Origin of the sequence: uncultured Campylobacter sp. (assembly GCF_937973075.1) — a bacterium.
Lineage (GTDB): Bacteria > Campylobacterota > Campylobacteria > Campylobacterales > Campylobacteraceae > Campylobacter_B.
Map to the genome: position 1 here is coordinate 14,607 of NZ_CALBWL010000014.1, position 18,247 is coordinate 32,853.

The 18,247-nt window shown below is 48.1% G+C and carries 17 protein-coding genes; 11 read left to right on the forward strand and 6 right to left on the reverse strand.

Translation table 11 applies throughout. The annotated features are described in order from the left end of the window. Positions 1 to 9: 9 nt before the first annotated feature. On the reverse strand, positions 10 to 1,140 hold the full coding sequence (locus tag Q0274_RS01595; protein WP_298027075.1) for a CinA family protein: 1,131 nt from the start codon (positions 1,138 to 1,140) through the stop codon (positions 10 to 12). Positions 1,141 to 1,258: 118 nt separating this feature from the next. Between Q0274_RS01595 and ileS the strand changes: the two genes are divergently transcribed. The 7 genes from ileS (at position 1,259) to Q0274_RS01630 (ending at position 10,052) form a co-directional block, all read left to right on the forward strand. Next, on the forward strand, positions 1,259 to 4,018 hold the full coding sequence (gene ileS / locus Q0274_RS01600; RefSeq protein WP_298027078.1) for an isoleucine--tRNA ligase: 2,760 nt from the start codon (positions 1,259 to 1,261) through the stop codon (positions 4,016 to 4,018). A 96-nt stretch (positions 4,019 to 4,114) separates the two neighbouring features. Then, positions 4,115 to 5,473, forward strand: a complete 1,359-nt coding sequence (gene gatA, locus Q0274_RS01605; protein ID WP_298027081.1) for an Asp-tRNA(Asn)/Glu-tRNA(Gln) amidotransferase subunit GatA — start codon at positions 4,115 to 4,117, stop codon at positions 5,471 to 5,473. A 2-nt stretch (positions 5,474 to 5,475) separates the two neighbouring features. After that, positions 5,476 to 6,927, forward strand: coding sequence for an IMP dehydrogenase (gene guaB, locus Q0274_RS01610; RefSeq protein WP_297950290.1), 1,452 nt, complete (start codon positions 5,476 to 5,478; stop codon positions 6,925 to 6,927). Further along, entirely contained in the window at positions 6,924 to 8,030 is a 1,107-nt protein-coding gene (locus Q0274_RS01615; protein WP_298027083.1) for a homoserine O-acetyltransferase, read from the forward strand. Before guaB ends, Q0274_RS01615 begins: the two co-directional genes overlap by 4 nt. Next, on the forward strand, positions 8,020 to 8,205 hold the full coding sequence (xseB, locus tag Q0274_RS01620) for an exodeoxyribonuclease VII small subunit (RefSeq protein WP_005872361.1): 186 nt from the start codon (positions 8,020 to 8,022) through the stop codon (positions 8,203 to 8,205). Before Q0274_RS01615 ends, xseB begins: the two co-directional genes overlap by 11 nt. Before the next feature lie 9 nt (positions 8,206 to 8,214). After that, complete coding sequence (locus tag Q0274_RS01625) at positions 8,215 to 9,390, forward strand: carbon-nitrogen hydrolase family protein (protein WP_298027086.1); 1,176 nt, start codon at positions 8,215 to 8,217, stop codon at positions 9,388 to 9,390. After that, a complete protein-coding gene (locus Q0274_RS01630; protein WP_298027088.1) occupies positions 9,387 to 10,052 on the forward strand; it encodes a ThiF family adenylyltransferase in 666 nt (221 codons plus the stop codon). Before Q0274_RS01625 ends, Q0274_RS01630 begins: the two co-directional genes overlap by 4 nt. A 9-nt stretch (positions 10,053 to 10,061) precedes the next feature. Here the strand turns inward: Q0274_RS01630 and Q0274_RS01635 are convergent, their stop codons facing one another. From Q0274_RS01635 to Q0274_RS01650, 4 genes are all read right to left on the reverse strand, one after another. Continuing rightward, positions 10,062 to 11,393, reverse strand: coding sequence for an ankyrin repeat domain-containing protein (locus Q0274_RS01635; protein WP_298027091.1), 1,332 nt, complete (start codon positions 11,391 to 11,393; stop codon positions 10,062 to 10,064). A 159-nt stretch (positions 11,394 to 11,552) separates the two neighbouring features. Beyond that, complete coding sequence (locus Q0274_RS01640) at positions 11,553 to 11,963, reverse strand: Rrf2 family transcriptional regulator (RefSeq protein ID WP_298027094.1); 411 nt, start codon at positions 11,961 to 11,963, stop codon at positions 11,553 to 11,555. Between the two features lie 894 nt (positions 11,964 to 12,857). Next, a complete protein-coding gene (locus Q0274_RS01645) occupies positions 12,858 to 13,493 on the reverse strand; it encodes an NAD(P)-dependent oxidoreductase (protein WP_298027097.1) in 636 nt (211 codons plus the stop codon). A 214-nt stretch (positions 13,494 to 13,707) separates the two neighbouring features. Next, positions 13,708 to 14,082 (reverse strand): cupin domain-containing protein, encoded by a 375-nt coding sequence (locus Q0274_RS01650; RefSeq protein WP_298027100.1) that lies wholly within the window; start codon positions 14,080 to 14,082, stop codon positions 13,708 to 13,710. A gap of 167 nt (positions 14,083 to 14,249) precedes the next feature. Here Q0274_RS01650 and Q0274_RS01655 point away from each other — a divergent pair, with 167 nt between their 5' ends. From Q0274_RS01655 to Q0274_RS01670, 4 genes are all read left to right on the forward strand, one after another. Further along, positions 14,250 to 14,381, forward strand: coding sequence for a hypothetical protein (locus Q0274_RS01655; protein WP_298027103.1), 132 nt, complete (start codon positions 14,250 to 14,252; stop codon positions 14,379 to 14,381). A 52-nt stretch (positions 14,382 to 14,433) separates the two neighbouring features. Continuing rightward, on the forward strand, positions 14,434 to 15,390 hold the full coding sequence (locus Q0274_RS01660) for a cation diffusion facilitator family transporter (RefSeq protein ID WP_298027105.1): 957 nt from the start codon (positions 14,434 to 14,436) through the stop codon (positions 15,388 to 15,390). A gap of 628 nt (positions 15,391 to 16,018) precedes the next feature. Beyond that, positions 16,019 to 16,597, forward strand: a complete 579-nt coding sequence (locus tag Q0274_RS01665; protein ID WP_298027107.1) for a hypothetical protein — start codon at positions 16,019 to 16,021, stop codon at positions 16,595 to 16,597. A gap of 157 nt (positions 16,598 to 16,754) precedes the next feature. Then, entirely contained in the window at positions 16,755 to 17,138 is a 384-nt protein-coding gene (locus Q0274_RS01670) for a transporter (protein ID WP_298027109.1), read from the forward strand. A 668-nt stretch (positions 17,139 to 17,806) separates the two neighbouring features. Here Q0274_RS01670 and Q0274_RS01675 read toward each other — a convergent pair. Then, positions 17,807 to 18,247 (reverse strand): hypothetical protein (locus Q0274_RS01675; RefSeq protein ID WP_298027112.1); only part of this gene is annotated, 441 nt, incomplete at its 5' end.

The following is an 18,247-nucleotide window of genomic DNA, read 5'->3' on the forward strand; positions in this document are numbered from 1 at the left end:
TCCGCTCCTTTAAATTTCATCCCTGGCAATCGCGCTTGGAAGCCGCCCGAAAAACAGGTCACTTCTAAGCTTTAAAAGCAAGCAGATAGCGATATCGGCGCTTTGTTCGCGGATATAATTTCGATCTCCTTTTAGATGAAATTCCCCGACGATCTGTTTGCCGCCCTGCTCCTTCGCGCCGATAAAGACCGTCCCTACGGGCTTTTGCGCGCTTCCGCCGCCGGGGCCCGCGATACCGCTTACTGCAAGAGCGAAGCTCGCCCCGCTGCTTTGCAGCGCGCCTTCAAGCATCTCGCCCACAGTCTGCGCGCTTACCGCGCCGTAGCGAGCGAGCGTATCTTCGCCTACGTTGAGCCAGAGATTTTTTATCTCGTTGGCGTAGCTTACGAGCGAGCCGTCAAAAACGTCGCTCACGCCCGCGACCGCGCCGAATTTTGCGGCGATTAGCCCTGCGGTGCAGCTTTCGGCAAAGGTGATCTTAGCGCCTATTTCGCGCAGTCTATCCACCACAAAGCCCATAAAATCGCCGCCTTCGATGTAGCAGCTCTCATAATACTTCCCGACGCTTTGCAAAAACGCATCCAGCGCTCCGAATTTCATCGCACTGGCGCGCACGAGCAACAAAAAGGAGCAGGGCCTACTGATCGTAAGCGAAATTTTATAACTGATCGCAAGGCTTTCTAGGCGCTGCTTTACGCTTTCGTATTCACAATCGAATAGATAAAAGCTCTCGCCCGCGCTCGGCGCGTCTTGGAGGATCGGCGGCAAGCTCTGCAAGCAAAGCGCCTTGATCACGTTTACCGAGCAGCCTCTGACGTTTAGCAGGAAGCTGTTTTTCGCCACCGTTCGCGCCATCGAGGGCGCTAGGGTTTCTCCGTTTTTTAGCTCGAGCGAATCGAAAGAGAGCGTCGATAAAATTTTACCGACGACCGCGTAAGCGGAGTTTGCCGCAAAGATCGTGATAAAATCGTACGAATCGATCATCTTTTCAAGCGCGAAGGGCAAAACCTTATCGTTTTCGCTTAAGAATCTCAGATCGTCGATCCGCCCAAAAACTCGTTCGTAGCTGCGAGAAATATAGCTCATCAAAGCCGCGTCGTAGCGGATCTCCTCGCCGATTACAAGGATGATATTTTTCATAAAGACCCTCATTAAATTTTCGCACATTATATCATAAACGCAGACTGCTCTTTCAGAGCTTTTTAATGGCGTTTTGGATAAACTTCACAAATTTTTTAAGACACGAAAAGGTACAAATATGGACTACAAAGATACTCTCTTTCTTCCTACGACAGACTTTGCGATGCGAGGCGCGTTGCCGCAAAACGAACCTGCGCGGTTTAAGGCATGGTACGACGAGCGTAAAATTTACGAAAAGATGAAAGCTAGGCGCAAGGGCGCAAGCGTCAGCTTTAATATCCACGACGGCCCGCCGTACGCTAACGGACACCTCCACATCGGCCACGCGCTGAATAAAATTTTAAAAGACATCATCACCAAAACCCATTATTTCTTCGGCGAGGATATCCGCTACGTGCCGGGCTGGGACTGCCACGGCCTACCGATCGAGCAGCAAGTAGAGATCAAACTGGGCGAGCGGAAAAAATCGCTTTCAAAAGTGCAAATCCGCGAGCTTTGCAGACAGCACGCCAAAGAGTTCATCGACGTGCAGCGCAATGAATTTAAAGATATGGGGATTTTAGGCGACTGGAACGATCCGTATCTGACGCTAAAATTTGAGTTTGAGGCTGAAATTTACAAAGCACTCTGCCAAATCGCGAAAAAAGGAATTCTGATCGAGCGCTCAAAGCCCGTGTTTTGGAGCTGGGCGGCAAAAAGCGCACTCGCAGAAGCCGAGGTCGAGTACAAAGACAAAGAGGACTACTCGATCTTCGTGGCGTTCGATCTAAGTGGTGAAGCGAACGCTAAAATCGGCGCGAAAGGCGCCAAAGCGGTCATCTGGACGACCACGCCTTGGACGCTGCCCGCAAACGGCGCGATATCTTTAAACCCGAATGAAATTTACGCGCTAACGAGCGAAAATTTAATCCTTGCAAAACCTTTGGTCGAAAGCCTCGTAAATTTAGGCATCACCGAGGGCAAGATCGTAAAAGAATTTAAGGCTACCGAGCTTGAGGGCTTAAACGCGATCAATCCGCTAAACGATAGAGCTTCAAAGTTTATCCTCGGCGAGCACGTCCTGATGGACGGCGGCACAGGGCTCGTGCATACGGCTCCGGGGCACGGCGAGGACGATTATTTCGTAGGGCTTAAATACGGCATCGAGGTGATTATGCCCGTGGATGAGGGCGGCTGTTTTGATCAAACCCTTAAAATCAAAAAACTCTTCCGCGCAGACGTCGTAGATGAGCTCGTGGGGATGCATATTTTCAAAGCAAACGAGAAAATTTTAGAGCTTCTAGGCCCCGCGCTTATCAAATCCGGCAAATTTGTCCACTCCTATCCGCACTGCTGGCGCACGCACAAGCCGGTAATCTACCGCGCGACGAAGCAGTGGTTTATCGCGATGGACGAGCCAATGCCTAGCGGAAAAACGCTGCGTCAGGTGGCGCTAGAGCAGATCGGAGGGGTTAAATTTTACCCGCAAAGCGGCGTCAACCGCCTTACCTCGATGATAGAAAACCGCCCCGATTGGTGTATCTCGCGCCAAAGAGATTGGGGCGTGCCGATCGCGCTTTTCCGCGATAAAAGCACCAAAGAGCCGATTTTTGATGAAAAAATTTTAAATAATATCTACGAAATTTTTAAGGCTAAGGGCGCGGATGCTTGGTGGCAGATGGAAATTTCGGAGCTTTTACCGCAGGACAGCGGCTATAAGGCTGAAAATTTAGAAAAGGTGATGGATATCTTAGACGTTTGGTTCGATAGCGGCTCTACGTGGAAAGCGGTGCTACAAAGCGGCGCCTACGATGCGGGCAAATTCCCTGCGGATATGTATCTTGAGGGCAGCGACCAACACCGCGGCTGGTTTCAAAGCTCACTGCTTCTAAGCTGCGCGATCAACGAATGCGCGCCGTACAAAAGCATCCTCACGCACGGATTTACCGTCGATGAGAAGGGCCAGAAGATGAGCAAGTCCGTCGGAAACGTCGTCTATCCGCAAGAGGTCGCAAAGAGCCACGGCGTGGAAATTTTACGCCTGTGGGTCGCGATGAGCGATTATTCGACCGATCTGAAGATCAGCGACAATATCCTTAAACAGGTAAGCGAGCAGTACCGCAAGATCCGAAATACGATAAGATTTCTGCTCGCAAGCACCAGTGATTTAAATGAGATCGAGACGAGTAATTTTACGCGGCTTGACCGCTGGATCCTAACGCGCGCGGCAAACGCCTTTTCGAGCGCGGAAGCGGCGTTTAGAAACTACGATTTTTCAAAGGGCTTCAACGCCTTGCTAAATTTCTTAAGCGCCGATCTGAGCGGAATTTATCTTGATATTTGCAAAGACAGGCTCTACTGCGACGCACTCGACGAGCCGCGCCGCAGAAGCGCGCAAAGCGCGATCGCGCTGATTACGCGAGCGCTGCTTCCTCTGATCGCGCCTACGCTAACCTACACGATTGACGAAGTAATGCAGTTTGCGCCGCAAATCATCAAAGAGGGTAAAGAAGACGTTTTCGATCTGATCTACAAGCCGATAGAATTTGACGATTTTCTAGAATTCGACGAAATTTTGATCAAATCGAGGGAGAAATTTTTCGAACTCATTGACGCGCTGAAAAAGGACAAGATCATCAAATCGACGCTTGAGCTGGTTTTGCAGACGAGCTCGAACGAAATTTTATCAAACGACATCCTAGGCGTGGCGGATTGGTTCATGGTAAGCGACGTGGACACTCTGCAAAGCGAGGAGGCTCTGGCGGAGTTTAAAATAAACGACGAAATTTTCCGCCTCGTAAAATCATCGAAGCACAAATGCCCTAGATGCTGGAAATTTAACGCAAAAGAGCCTGATGAGCTCTGCCCGCGCTGCGCGAAGGTCATGCATGCTCGCTAGCCCCATAAGTCTCGGCTTCGTATTTTTTACGATCGCGCTGATCTGCGTAGCGACGGGCGTGGGGATCTATTTCGTGAATAAATTTAAGGATGGCAGATGATAAGTTTGAAAGAGGCTCTAAAGCTGAGCGCGGATGAAATTTCGGCGCTTAGAGCGGAGCTAAAGGATAAAATTTTAAAAACCAAAGAGCTCGGCGCCTACGTCGAGCAGCTCACGGGCGAGGCTCTAAACGTCAGCGGCGAAGGGGTGCCGATCGCGATCAAAGATAACATTCAGGTAAAAGATTGGAGCGTCACCTCGGCGAGCAAAATTTTGCAAGGCTACGTTGCGCCATACGACGCGACGGTAATTAAAAAGCTACGGAAGCGCGGTTTGGCGCCGTTTGGGCGAACGAATATGGATGAGTTTGCGATGGGAAGCACGACCGAAAGCTCATTCTATGGCAAAACTCTCAATCCGACCGATCACTCGCGCGTACCCGGCGGCAGTAGCGGTGGAAGCGCGGCTGCCGTAGCGGCAAATATCGCCATAGCCGCACTCGGAAGCGATACGGGCGGCTCGATCCGCCAGCCGGCGGCATTTTGCGGCTGCGTAGGCTTTAAGCCGAGCTACGGCAGAGTCAGCCGCTACGGGCTTGCGGCGTATTCTAGCAGCCTCGATCAGATAGGACCGATCACGCGCAGCGTCGAGGACGCGGCGATTTTATACGACATCATCGCAGGTCGCGACGAGATGGACAGCACGAGCTACGCGGGCGCTTACGAAAGCACCGCGGATAAGCTAAACGCAGATCGCAAACTTAAGATCGCCGTTATAAAAAATTATATCGACGAAGCCTCGCAGCAGGTCAAAGAGGCTTTAAGCTTAAGCATAGAAAAGCTAAAATCCTTCGGGCACGAGATCGTTTACCGCGATCTTTGCAGCTCCAAATACGACATCGCGACCTACTACATCATCGCAACCGCCGAGGCTAGCGCAAATTTAAGCCGCTACGACGGCGTACGCTACGGAAACCGCGCGAAGGCTCTAAATTTAAAAGAGCTCTACGCCAACACTCGCGGCGAAGGATTTGGCGACGAGGTCAAAAGAAGAATGCTTCTAGGCACCTTCGTGCTAAGCAGCGGCTACTACGACGCGTATTACATCAAAGCGCAGAAGGCAAGGGCCTTCATTAAAAGCGAATATGAGGAAATTTTAAAAGACGCCGATTTGATCTTTATGCCGATCGCGCCGGGCGTAGCGTATAAATTCGGCGAGCTTAGCGATCCGCTTCGCGCGTATCTTAGTGATATCTACACGATCGGCGTAAATTTAGCGGGGCTTCCCGCGATCTCCGTGCCGATAGCGAAAAACAAAGAGGCTCTTAATATCAGTGCGCAGCTCATCGGGCGCGCCTACGACGAACAAACGGTGCTGGACGGCGGCTTGAGTTTAGAAAAAATCGTGAAAGGATAAGTATGAAGATCGTCAAAAAGGCTCTGACCTTCGAGGATGTTTTGTTGGTACCGCAATACTCTGAAATTTTACCCAAAGAGGTCGATATCAGCACGAGTTTTACGAAAAATATCACGCTAAATACCCCTCTTGTGAGTGCTGCGATGGATACGGTCACCGAGTACCGCACGGCGATAATGATGGCGCGCCTCGGCGGTATCGGCGTAATCCATAAAAATATGGACGAGGACTCCCAAGCCAAGATGGTTCGCCGCGTAAAAAAGAGCGAAAGCGGCGTCATTATAGACCCTATCTCGATCAAGGCGGACGCCACGATCAAAGACGCTCTCGATCTGATGAGCGAGTACCACATCAGCGGCATTCCCGTTATCGACGACAACGGCGTGCTGATTGGAATTTTGACCAATCGCGATCTGCGCTTTGAAACCGACACCGCCGCGCTAGTAGGCGAAAAGATGACCAAAGCTCCGCTAATTACCGCTCCGAAGGGCTGCACGCTTGATGATGCGGAGAAAATTTTTAGAAACAATAAGGTAGAAAAGCTTCCGATAATCGACGCAAACGGCCATTTAGAGGGGCTTATTACGATTAAAGACCTTAAAAAGCGCATCGAATATCCAAGCGCTAATAAAGACAAATTCGGCCGCCTTCGCGTCGCCGCGGCGATCAGCGTAGGCCATCTACAAAGAGCCGAAGCTCTCGTCAAAGCGGGCGTAGATGCGCTTGTGATGGATTCTGCGCATGGACACTCCAAAGGCATTATCGACACGCTTAAGGAGCTGAAGCGAAATTTTGACGTGGATGTAGTAGTCGGAAACGTCGCAAACCCCGCCAGCATAAAAGATATCGCAAACGCAGGAGCGGACGCGATTAAAGTAGGTATCGGCCCGGGCTCGATCTGCACTACGCGCATCGTAGCTGGCGTGGGCGTGCCGCAGTTTACCGCGATCAACGATTGTGCGATCGAGGCGGCTAAATTTGGAATTCCGATCATCGCAGACGGCGGCATTAAATACTCGGGCGACATCGCCAAAGCCCTAGCCGCGGGCGCAAGCTCGGTGATGATGGGAAGCCTGCTTGCAGGCTGCTACGAAACCCCGGGCGAGCTCATTACGTTTCAGGGGCGCCAGTACAAAACCTACCGCGGCATGGGTTCCTTAGCGGCGATGCAGAAGGGAAGCTCGGATCGCTACTTTCAAGACGGCACCGCAAAAGAAAAGCTCGTGCCCGAGGGCGTCGAGGGGCGTGTGCCTTACGCGGGCATGCTAAAAGACGTGATCTTTCAGCTGCTAGGCGGCTTGCGAAGCTCGATGGGATACTGCGGCAGCAAGGATATCGCGACCTTTCAGCAAAAGGCGGAATTCGTCGAGATCACGAGCGCAGGTCTTAAAGAAAGCCACGTCCATGACGTCATCATTACGCAGGAAGCGCCGAATTACCGAGTAAATCAGTGATCCTTCAAAGCAAAATTCAAAATTTCGACGAGCCGCTCTATCTGGAGAGCGGTCGCGTCTTTTCTAACTTCAAGCTCGCCTATGAAACCTACGGCGAGCTAAACCCTGACAAATCAAACGTTATCGTCATCTGCCACGCCCTAACCGGCTCCGCGCACGCCGCGGGACTTTACGAAGGCGACGTTAAACCCGGCTGGTGGGACGGGCTCATCGGCGATAATAAAGCGATCGATACGACAAAATTTTTCGTCATCTGCATAAACATTTTAGCTTCGCCGTTCGGCTCGACATGCCCGCTCGATGTCGATGAAAGTAGCGGCCGCGAGTACCGCTTGCGCTTTCCGGTAGTGGTAGTCTCGGACGTCGTGCGCGCGCAGATGATGCTTTTAAAGCGCCTCGGTATCGCCCGCGCCCGCGCCGTTATCGGCGGTAGCCTGGGCGGCATGCAGGCGCTGTGCTACGCGATCGAATATCCGGAATTTGCGGATGAAATTTTTGTGCTCGCAAGCACATACGCTACGCAGCCTTGGGCGATCGCGTTTAATAAGATCGCGACCGAGGCCATCTTGCGCGATCCAAATTTCAAAGGCGGCAACTACGATAAAAATCTGATCGCTGAGCGCGGGCTTGACGGCATGGCGGTGGGTCGCATGGCGGGGCATATAAGTTTTTTAAGCCCAAGCTCGATGCAGGATAAATTTGGACGCAACTACGTTGAAACCGACGGTCTTTACGAGATTAACGGGCGCTTTCAGGTCGATCGCTACCTTGAATACAACGGCGAAAATTTCGCGCGCAGGTTTGATCCGCTGTGCTATCTCTACATCGCCAAGATGATGAATATATTTGATTGCACGCGCCACTACGGCAATCTCAAAAACGCCTGCGCGCAGATCAGATCGCGCCTGCACCTAATCTCTTTCAAAGGCGACGTACTCTTTCCGCCGGGGCTGATGAAAGAAATCTACGATGCGATGAGCGATCTGGGCAAAAAGGATCGCACTAGCTACGCGCAGATCGACAGCGACTACGGACACGACGCGTTTTTGGTCGAGATAGAAAAATTTGATTACATCATAAAAAGGATTTTGGATGAGTTTTGAGGAAAAAATGGAAAAGATTAACGCGCTTTTAAAAAGCCTAAACGACAAGGATCTGAGCCTAGAGGAGAGCGTGAAGCTGTATAAACAGGGCGTCGCGCTGCTAAAGGAGGCGAAGGAAATTTTAGAAAACGCCAAACTCGAGGTCGCCGAAATAAACGCGCCCGAGCAGGCTTAGGAGGCGGCGATGATAAACGTATGCGTTTTGCAACTACCGACGCTTTCGATGAGCGAAAATCGGATCGATTACTATATGAAGGTCGCCAAGGATAACGGCGCGCGGATCGTGCTACTGGGCGAATATGAGCTAAATTCCTTCTTTAGCGAGCTTAAAAAAATGCCCCGTTCTATCGCCTGCGAACAGAGCGAGCACAAACAGGAGCTGATGGCGCGGCTGGCCGCCAAATACGACCTGCATATCGTAGCGCCGATAATCAGAGCCGCAAGCGGCGCGATTTTGAGGCAAGCAGGCATTTTTGGCGGCGCGGCTCAAAAAAGCGCGAGCTCTAGCAGCGAAAATTCCTTAAGCCTTAAAAGCGAGCCCGGTTGCAAGGGCGAGCTAAATTCCAAGAGCGATTTAAATTCCAACGATAGTTCAAATTCTAAAGGCGTTTTAAATTCCAAAAACGAGCAGAGTTCCAAAGGCGGCTTAAGCTCCTGCGGCGCGCACGCTTTAAATTTCAAAGCCGCAAATTCCGCAGACGGTTTAAATTTAAGCGCTTCGATCCCGAGTAACTCGAACGCTTCAAATTTAAAAGCCGAGAGCCAAAAAGATGTGAGCGAAGAGGAGATCTTTTGCGCGAGCGAAAACGAGCCTATCTGGGTGAAATCCTGCGCGAAATTTTCGCCCTCGGAGGTGAAATTTTACGATCAAAATATCCTGATGGACTATCCGCACTGGAACGAGGAGAGTTTTTTCGCCAACCGCAAAAGCCGCAAAATCGGTAAAATTTCGCCGATGATCTTTAGCGAGGGCGGCGTGAAATTCGGCGTCTGCTTCGGCTATGAGGCGCATTTTGACGTATTTTGGCGCTATTTTATGCAGAAAAACGTCGGTTGCGTGCTCGTGCCGTGCGCCTCGACCTTCGAAAGCGGCGGGCGCTGGCGCGAGCTTTTGAAGATGCGCGCGTTTACGAACTCGCTCTACGTCATCCGCGCCAACCGCATCGGCGAGGCGAAATTCGGCGAAAGCGAGTTTAAATTTTACGGCGAGAGCTTCGTCGTAACCCCTAGCGGCGAGATCGCAAACGAGCTGAAAAACGAAGAGGGCGTGCTGATGTGCGAAGTGGATGCAGACGAGATCGCTGCAGCGCGCGGGCTGTGGAAATTCCGAAAAAATCTAGTCAGTAGGGGGCTTTTATGAACTACTTTCACAGACAGATCCAGCTTTGGGGCGATCAGACGCAGCGCGCGCTTGCGGACAAGCGCATCCTAATCATCGGCGCGGGCGGGCTTGGAAGCAGCCTTGCTTACGCTCTGGGCGCAAGCGGCATCGGGCGGATCAGCGTCGTGGATTTCGACACGGTGGCGCTTCATAACATCCACAGGCAAATTTTATTCACGCTCGCAGACGAGGGCAAATTTAAAGCGGACGTTTTTAAAAGCCGCACGGAGGCTCGCTACGACGGCGTGAGCGTGGAGGTGCATAAGAGCCGCGCGGAGGAATTTTTCGCTAGCGCGATAGGCGCGGGCGAGAAATTTGATCTCATTTTGGATGCGACCGACAATCTCGCCACGCGCGCGCAGATTGATGCGTTTGCTAAGCAAATAGGCGTGCCGTGGGTGTTTGCCTCGGTGGATAGCTGGCAGTGCCAAGTCTGCTTCGTGCAGAATGCGGATTTTAAATTTTTCCCGAGCCTAAACGCGACGCCTGCGGGCATAACGGCTGCGATCGTGATGTTTGCGGCAAGCTTTGAGGCAAACCTCGCTCTGCGCTATCTGGCGGGGCTTGAGGTCGAAAAAGACCTGCTTTACTACGCGAACTTTTTCGGCGGCGAGCTGGAAGTTAGGAAGATAAGGTTGTAGCTTGAGGGGTTAGTTTTCATAAGATTCTTTTCTTGCATTTTTTATCTCATCGGATGAGATCTCGTCTATATATTTATCTAGCTTTTTTAAATTATCTTTATACGGCTGATCAAGCTTGCGACCGTCTTTATCTCTGGTATACATATGGATGGATACCGCTTCCATTTCATTTAACTCACTTGCAAATTTCGTATATTCATAAACATCTTTAAATGTAGAATTTCTATCTTTGCAATATTTGCGATATACCGTCGTTATAAGCGAAATTTCACTTTTAGGTATATAATAGGTTGCATCGTAGTTTATTTTATAATAACTATCCAAACTATATATATAGTTTCTATGACAATCATCATATTTTCGTTTTAGAAATTCCGGACTCGGTTGTCCGCCTACGTTATACTGTATAAGCAGCTTTAAAATCGGTTCGTAATTTGGAGTGCCCGGAAATGTATCATACAATGAAAAATCATATTCGGTAATATCAAATCCGTCCGTCGGTTCCGCTTTATCATTTAATATTCCTTCAGGCACGACCTTTTTAATATCGTTTCCATACCTTAGACCTACCGTAGAGTTTTGAAATTTCCAAATATATGGCTTGTAGCCGCTTTCTAATGCCATCTTTGCTATCTCATACATATTCGTATTCGTAAGATATGAAAAGAAATAATTCGGCTCTCCTATACTAATCATAGGGTAGTCGGTCTCATAAATCAACGTAAAATTTCCGTCATCACTTATTTGTAGGGATTTTATATGATTATAATTCGGCGGAAGCAGTCTGTTTCTAATGACTTCCGCCTCTTCAAATTTAACCCCATTGTCTAAAAGCAGTCTTACCGCTTTAGTAGCATTATTTTCTATCGCATAAGCCATAGCAGATAGCTTGTATTCGTCTTTTTTATGTATATCCGCACCTAGCTTTATAAGCTCTTGAGTGGTATTTGTATCATCCCAAAAGCTAGAATACATCACGGGCGTTACCCCTCCGTGCATAGTATGATCGACGGATAGATTGTTATCTTTCATAAATTTTAAAATTTCATCAGTTTGCTTGCTTTTTAAAAGCCTTTTTAGCTCTACGTCGATGGCGGGTTCTTTAAATACGTTTTTTGGATTTGAATTGTAATCTATATCCCAATGTCTAAATGCAAAACTTTGCATCTCCGCTTCGCTTACATACTTATCAAGTCCCGCTTCTTTAGTAGTATCGGAGCCTATCGTAATAGTGTAGTGAGATTGAGATTTATGAAGTCCTACTCTTCCGCTTATGAATAGATACAAAATAAGGCAAGCAAAAACTGCGATGAATTGCAATATGGCTTTTAGATATTTCAAAATTTCCCCTTAGAATTAATTAGGAGGATTATATCTCAAATCAAATTAAATCGAAATTTTACATGGTGGGCGGGTAAAATTTTATATAAATTTAGCCCGCAAGCCTTGAAATCTGAGCAAGTTTAGAAGATAAATACGTGTTTAGAATTTTAATTAGCTTTATTCTAGATCGCTCAAAAGATCTGCCAAGCTCACGCTTGATAGGGATTTTTTAAAATCATTCTGAATACGAGCAAAGCGCGGCGCGAGTATCGCCTCGATTTTGCCGCCCACGGGGCAGGCGCTAGGCGAGCCTTTATGCAGGCGAAACATCGCGTCCTCCTCGCTCACCGCCTCGTAAATGTCTAAAAGCGTGATGAGCCGTGCGTCGCGAGCCAGCGTGATGCCGCCCACGCCCGCGGTCGTGAGCACCAAGGCTGCGTTTCTTAGCTGCGAGATCAGCTTGCGCGCGATGGCGGGGTTTATCCCCGAGCTTGCGGCGACGAAATCGCCCGTGACCTTCTCCTCGCGAAAATACGCGACGCAAAGCATGATGTGCACCGCGAGTGAAAATTTGATACCTACTTGCATTTCGCTCCTTGATTTGGATCTGAGTTTTAGAATTTAAGCGAAATTTTCCTTAAACTCGGTCGCTAAATTTCAGATCGCGCTAAAATTTAATCCACCAAGCGATTTTTCTAAAATTCTAACCTTAAATTTAATCGTGTCTAAATTTTATCAGCCAAACGATCTTTTTAAAATTCGGATATTAAATTTTAATCGTTCCGAAATTTCATCTGTTAGGCTATTTTTTTAAAATTTAGATGTTAATTTTAATCGCGCCTAAATTTCATCCGCGACATAGCAGGCCTCGCATCGCCTATACTGATAGCGCGATCATCCTAACCTCGTCGCCGCAACTGCCGCTATCGTCGCTATTACTTCGCTACTACTACATTATTTTTGCCGACATTGGCCTTGTCGCTGCTACTCTCGTTGCTACCATTCACATTATATTTACAGCAGATTGCTATTGCTGCTTGTCGTTACGCTACCATCGCTCATCATCTTTACGCCGTTTGCAGTCGCCGCGGCGCCGTTCATTATATTCTCGCTACCGCCCGCTGTATTACGGCTGGCGCTAATACCGCGCCGCCCGCACCGCTGTCGCCTACCATCATTGCAGCCGCTACCGCCGTTGTCGTGAATACAATCCGCCGCTATTATTCAAATACAATCGTTACCGATGTTATCGCAAACGCAATCGTAGCCATCATTAATAACCGTGCGTCTGTCGCCACCATCGCCATTAAATTTTAAATTTTAGCTTAGGTTCGGCTCCGCCGCTAAATTTAATTTTAGCCGTAGCTCGCTCTAGCTCTAAATTTTAATTTAAAGCTCTAGCTTGCTTTGCTGCTAAATTTTAAATTTACGTTAGAATTTTGCTGTGCCGCGCGGTTTAAAATTTACGCGCGGCAACGCCCATTATTCGCCGACCGCCGTGAACGGCTTGCCGATAAATTTTTGCGCCTTGATCTCATCTATTACGGCGAGCGCGAGGTCTGCGTAGCCGATGTAGCTTTTGCCTTTGCCGTTTAGGATCAGCTCGTCGCCGCCTAGGACGTATGAGCCCGTGCGAGCGGCGTTTGCGTCGTATTCCGCGGCGGGGATCACGTAGGTCCAGATCAAATTTTTGCTCGCTTTTAGCACCTCGTAGCTCGCCGCAGTAGCCCCCGCTACGCCCATATACTCAGCCGGAAAGCTTGGAGTATCCATCAGGCGCGTCTTGCGCGAAGCGTCTGTGTATAACACGCCCGCGCCGCCGATGACGAGTAGTCTCGTCTGCGTGCCGCTTAGCAGCTCCGCGATGTGCTGCGTCATTTTCGCGTGAAGCGGGAAGGTCTGCGGCGTCCATGCAGCGATCGCGCTGATGACGACGTCAAAGCCCGCCAAATCGGCCTTGCTAAGCTCGAAAACGTCCTTATGCACGAGCTTGATGGCACCATTTTTATACTCTTTGTTTCGCGCGAAGCCCGTTACGTCGTAGCCCTGCCTTAGCGCCTCCGCGACTAGCGCACTACCTGATTTTCCGTTTGCTCCGATGATTGCTACTTTTTTCATTTTCTATCCTTTAAATTTAGATTTTTGTTTGCTTACACAGCCGCTTATCGCTGCTGCAAGCTAATTTAGTTGCCGCCGCGGCCGATATACTCTCTCATACGACCATCTATCGCCGTCGTTGCAGCCGATGAACCCGCCACAAAGGGGCGTCTTGCCGCGCTACGCAGTTTAAAATTTACACCCGCGCTTTGCCACGCGCTTGTCTTGCGAAATTTTACAGCCAGCTCGGCTTTACGTCCTCGTTTATCACGCCGTCGCCGTTAGTGTACTGCTCCAGGCTACCGCGTTTAGTTTGGATACAGATAAACTTCATTCCTTGCGCGCCCGCTTTGAAACATCTTTTGCCAGCCGGATCGATGCGGATCGCGTCGCCTTCGCCCACCGCCTTTTCCTCCCCGTCGATGAAAAGCGCGCCGCCGCCTTTTAGCACCAAGTAAAGCTCCTCGTTTTGCTTGTGAGAATGCACGAAAGGCACGCTCACATTTGCGGGAAGCTCGTTGATAGAGAGCTCACAGCCGCTTAAGCCTAGAGCTTCTTTTAGCTCTACTCTCGGTTCACTTTTCGTTGAAACGATCTTATAGTTTGACATCTTTTTCTCCTTGTAAATTTTTGTTGTAATATTATAACTTACAACCGATAGGCGAAGTATAGTCAAATTTTGTTGTAATGTCAAGAGTTACATCAGAAATTTTCAAAAAATTTGACGCAAATTTTAAAATCAGCTAAAATCCGCGCGATTTTAACCAAAGGAATTTTATGCAAAATAGCGCATTTAAGGCGTTTGCGATCGCCCTTGATGACGTACCGAGGCTGATAGAGGAGCTTGCAAGCAAAAACATCGGCAAGCGCGTAAACGTTGAGTTAGAGGGGGATTTGGCTAAAATTTAAGCGCTTTTTTGGGGTATAATGTATCTAAAATTTGCCGAAAAACGAGGTCAAAATGCACGAAAATCACGCCCATTGCGCGCATTCACACGCGTCAAATAAAACCGTTTTGAGAAATTCCTTCCTTATAATATCCGCTTTTATGCTGATCGAGGTTGCGGGCGGCTTCGCGACGAACTCGCTCGCCCTGCTCTCCGACGCCGGGCACATGCTATCAGACGCCGCGGCGCTCGGACTTTCGCTGTTTGCTTTTAAATTCGGCGAACGCAAAGGCAATCTGCAAAAGACCTTCGGCTACAGGCGGATCGAAATTTTAACCGCGACGATAAACGCCCTCGCCCTCGTCGCGATCGCCGTTTTGATCGTCATCGAGGCGGCGCGGCGATTTCAAAATCCGCCCGAAGTAGCCACCGCGGGCATGCTCGCTATCAGCACGCTGGGTCTTGCCGTAAACATCGTCGTGGCACTCTACATGCTTCGTGGCGGCGACGTGAGAGAAAACGTCAATATGCGCGGCGCTTATGCACACGTGCTGGGCGACGCCCTGGGCTCGGTAGGCGCGATCGCGGCGGCACTGCTGATGATGTGTTTTGGCTGGAGCTGGGCGGACGCGGCGGCCAGCGTGCTCGTGGCCGCGCTCATCGTAAAAAGCGGCTGGGGCGTGCTAAAAGACAGCCTAAACATCCTGATGGAGGGCTCGCCAAAGGGCGTGTGCCTAGACGGGCTCGTCGCGCAGATCAGGGGCGTGGACGGCGTGCTCTCGGTGCACGACCTGCACGTCTGGAGTATAACAAGCGGCGCAAACGCGCTCACGGCTCACATCGTAGTTAGCGGCGAGCTAAGCGTGCGCGAGGCGGAGCGGATCTTGCGCGAAATATCGCACGAAATGGAACATCTGGGCATCACGCACACGACGCTACAGCTTGAGAGCAGCGACAATGAATGCGCTGACGAGCTAATCTGCGAAGTAAGATCAAACGACGCGGGCGGGCATTTGGGGCATAGTCATTAAATTTTTGGATTTGAAATTTTGCTCAACTTATAGTTTTGAAATTTAGCTTGATTTGGAATTTAAAATTTGGTTCGATTTTTAAATTTTAAATTTTGCCCGCGCCGCGAGATTTCGGAATTTTAGAATTTCGAGATTTTAAATTTTAAAATTTTACGCTCGTTGTGAAATTTTAAATCCTTTCGCGTGGTGGAATTTTAAAATTTCTCCTCGCGGACGCCATTTTAAAATCAGGCGCCACGTGCGCAAAATAGTAGAATTTTACGCAGCGGATCGTCGTACCATTCAAAACGGCGCCTATACGCATTTGCGGAATTTTCAAATTTGACTAGAACGGCAGGCTAGCAATCATGGCGAAATTTATCGAACGCACGGAGTGGTTTTAAATTTAGCTAAGCGCTTTCTGTTTTAATAGCACGGAGATGACACAGCGCGCGCTACATTTTTAATTTAGCCAGCATACCGCGCCGCTAAATTTTAAAATTCTACGCTGCGAATTTAGCTGCAAATCGAGCTGCAAATTTAAACTACTCTCAAAATTTACCTAAATTTCACTCATTATTTTCCTGCCGCTTTGAGCCTGTTAAAAGCAAATTTGACGTATAATCTCGCGAAATTTCAGGGAGCCAAGGTGCGCAAAAACATAAAATACCTAATTTACAAGTTCCTTTTGGGCAACGTCTTTTTGGCGGTTTTTGTGATTTCATTTTACGTTGTTTCGTGGCATATTGAAAATATTTCAAATATCGATGTTATGAGCCTTTTGAAGGGATATTTTTTATTTCCGGGCGATATTCGTCTGCCTTTTACGACGGCGATTCTTGAGCTATTCGCCTTTTATATCAGCAGCAGTTTGAGCGATTTCTATGTCAAAGAGGTCGATCGCAAGCTAAATTTTATATTTTTTATCGCCTTTGCTACGATAGGAATTTTAGCGCTTACCGCCGTCACTTATATCATAGTATTCGGTTTTATGCTATTCGGTCTGGATTTGGATAAAAAATTAGTAGCGATATTATCCGCCGTGATATTATTCATAGGCACCTATTCTACGGCATTTTCATTTCGCAAAAGTAATTACGAGCTCGGCAAATTTTTACAAATCGTTAGTCTAAAAAGGCGCTGGAATGCCAACGAAACACTATCATCTATTTTATTGCTTATAGGCGTAATAATATGGTTAAACTTTATCGTTTTTGAATCTAAATAAAGCTAAGCGCCCCGTTTAAATTTCGTCCGTATGCGCTAAATTTAATAGGCATAGATCACCCGCACGGCGCGACAAAATTTTAAGCACGAAATATTTTTTATCAAAATTTAAACCTACGCATTATAATTGCAAGAATTAAAAAGGACAACAATCGGTTATGAAAAAACATATATTAATCGCGATTTTAGGCTTACTTTGCGCCTTTATAGATATTAATTACATAGGTTTTCTTATCGCATTAAATTTGATAGTAGTCTTGGTTTGCGCCGCTTTTCCTTTTATGAAAAAGAACTATATATTTTTTCTACTGCTTGTCGTAAATTTAGCTTTGTATTTGAATAATATCTACACCCCTTTTGAAAAGCCAGAGCTTTGGACTTATAGCATACCTGCGCTGGCAAATGCGACATATGTATTAGTAGCGCTAGTTTATGCTTCGGGATTTGTCGCTTTTGTCCCGCTTATGGCATATATCTATTTTTTATACTCGCTCTGCGTCGTTGCTTGCGGCATACGTGAAAAATTTCAAAGCTTACGCTAAATTTTCGATCAAAATTTTAAGCCGCTATTGCGTATAATTTCGCAGAATTTTAAGGATTGCGTATGAAAATATATTTCTACAAATTGCTTTTAGGCATCTTACTGACGGGCGTATTCTCGTTCTCGCTCGGTTTTACTTTATTACGCGTAGGTATGGTTTTTGACATGCCTTTTTTGTATTATGCTCCCTTAGACGTTCAGATTGCAAAAGCTATCCTAACGATAATTTTAGCATTTTATATTGCCGATAAAATTATTGATTTTCGCATTTTAGGCATCGATTGCGAGCTAAATTTCATATTTTTCGTTGCTTTTGCGACGATAGGTATATTTATCATAAGCATACTATCGTTTTTTATGATCTTCGGTATATTCGTATGGCAAAAGTCAAATGCGGCATTTTCAGCAATGTGTCTATTTTTAGGGATAATTTGGACAGCTCGGCTATTTAGGAATAGCGAATACGAACTTGGGAAATTTTTGCAAAATTGCAGTATCAAAAAATACTCCAAAATTGACAAAGCACTATTGATCGTACTGCTTATAATCGCGTTCTTTGTGATTATACCGATACTATGTTTAGATATTTAAAGTCGCTACTGCTTTTTACCAGGCAAACACAAGATTTTGATTAAAATACTATTTCTGCAGCTACAGTACTGTTTTGCTCTACTTTAAAATTTTAAACCAGCCGTAGAATTCGTTCGCTTCTAGGTGCGGATCGCCCGCGCGAGATATAAAAAGCGGTCGCAGCGCGGCATTTGCTCTAAAATTTCCCGCGTCCCTCATCTGCGCGCTGTAAAAAATAAGTGCGTGGCTCGCAAACTGCACAAACTCGTCAAACGAACTCGCCCCCGCCTCTATCATCGTGACTTTCGCGCCCGCGGGCAGCGACTGCGAGACCTCCACCTTGCGAGCCGCGACGCTAAAAAGCGGAATGCTCGCATCAAAATCCGAAAGTGCGCGGCGCGAACGAATCCAAACGTCGGGTGCGTGCGGCTTTAGGTTTTGCGGCGCAACGCGCGCGTCTGGCGTCAACATATCAGCATTGCTCACCAAAGCGCTAATTTCATCAAATTTAGCCGCACGCACGTCCAGCGTCGGTCTGTC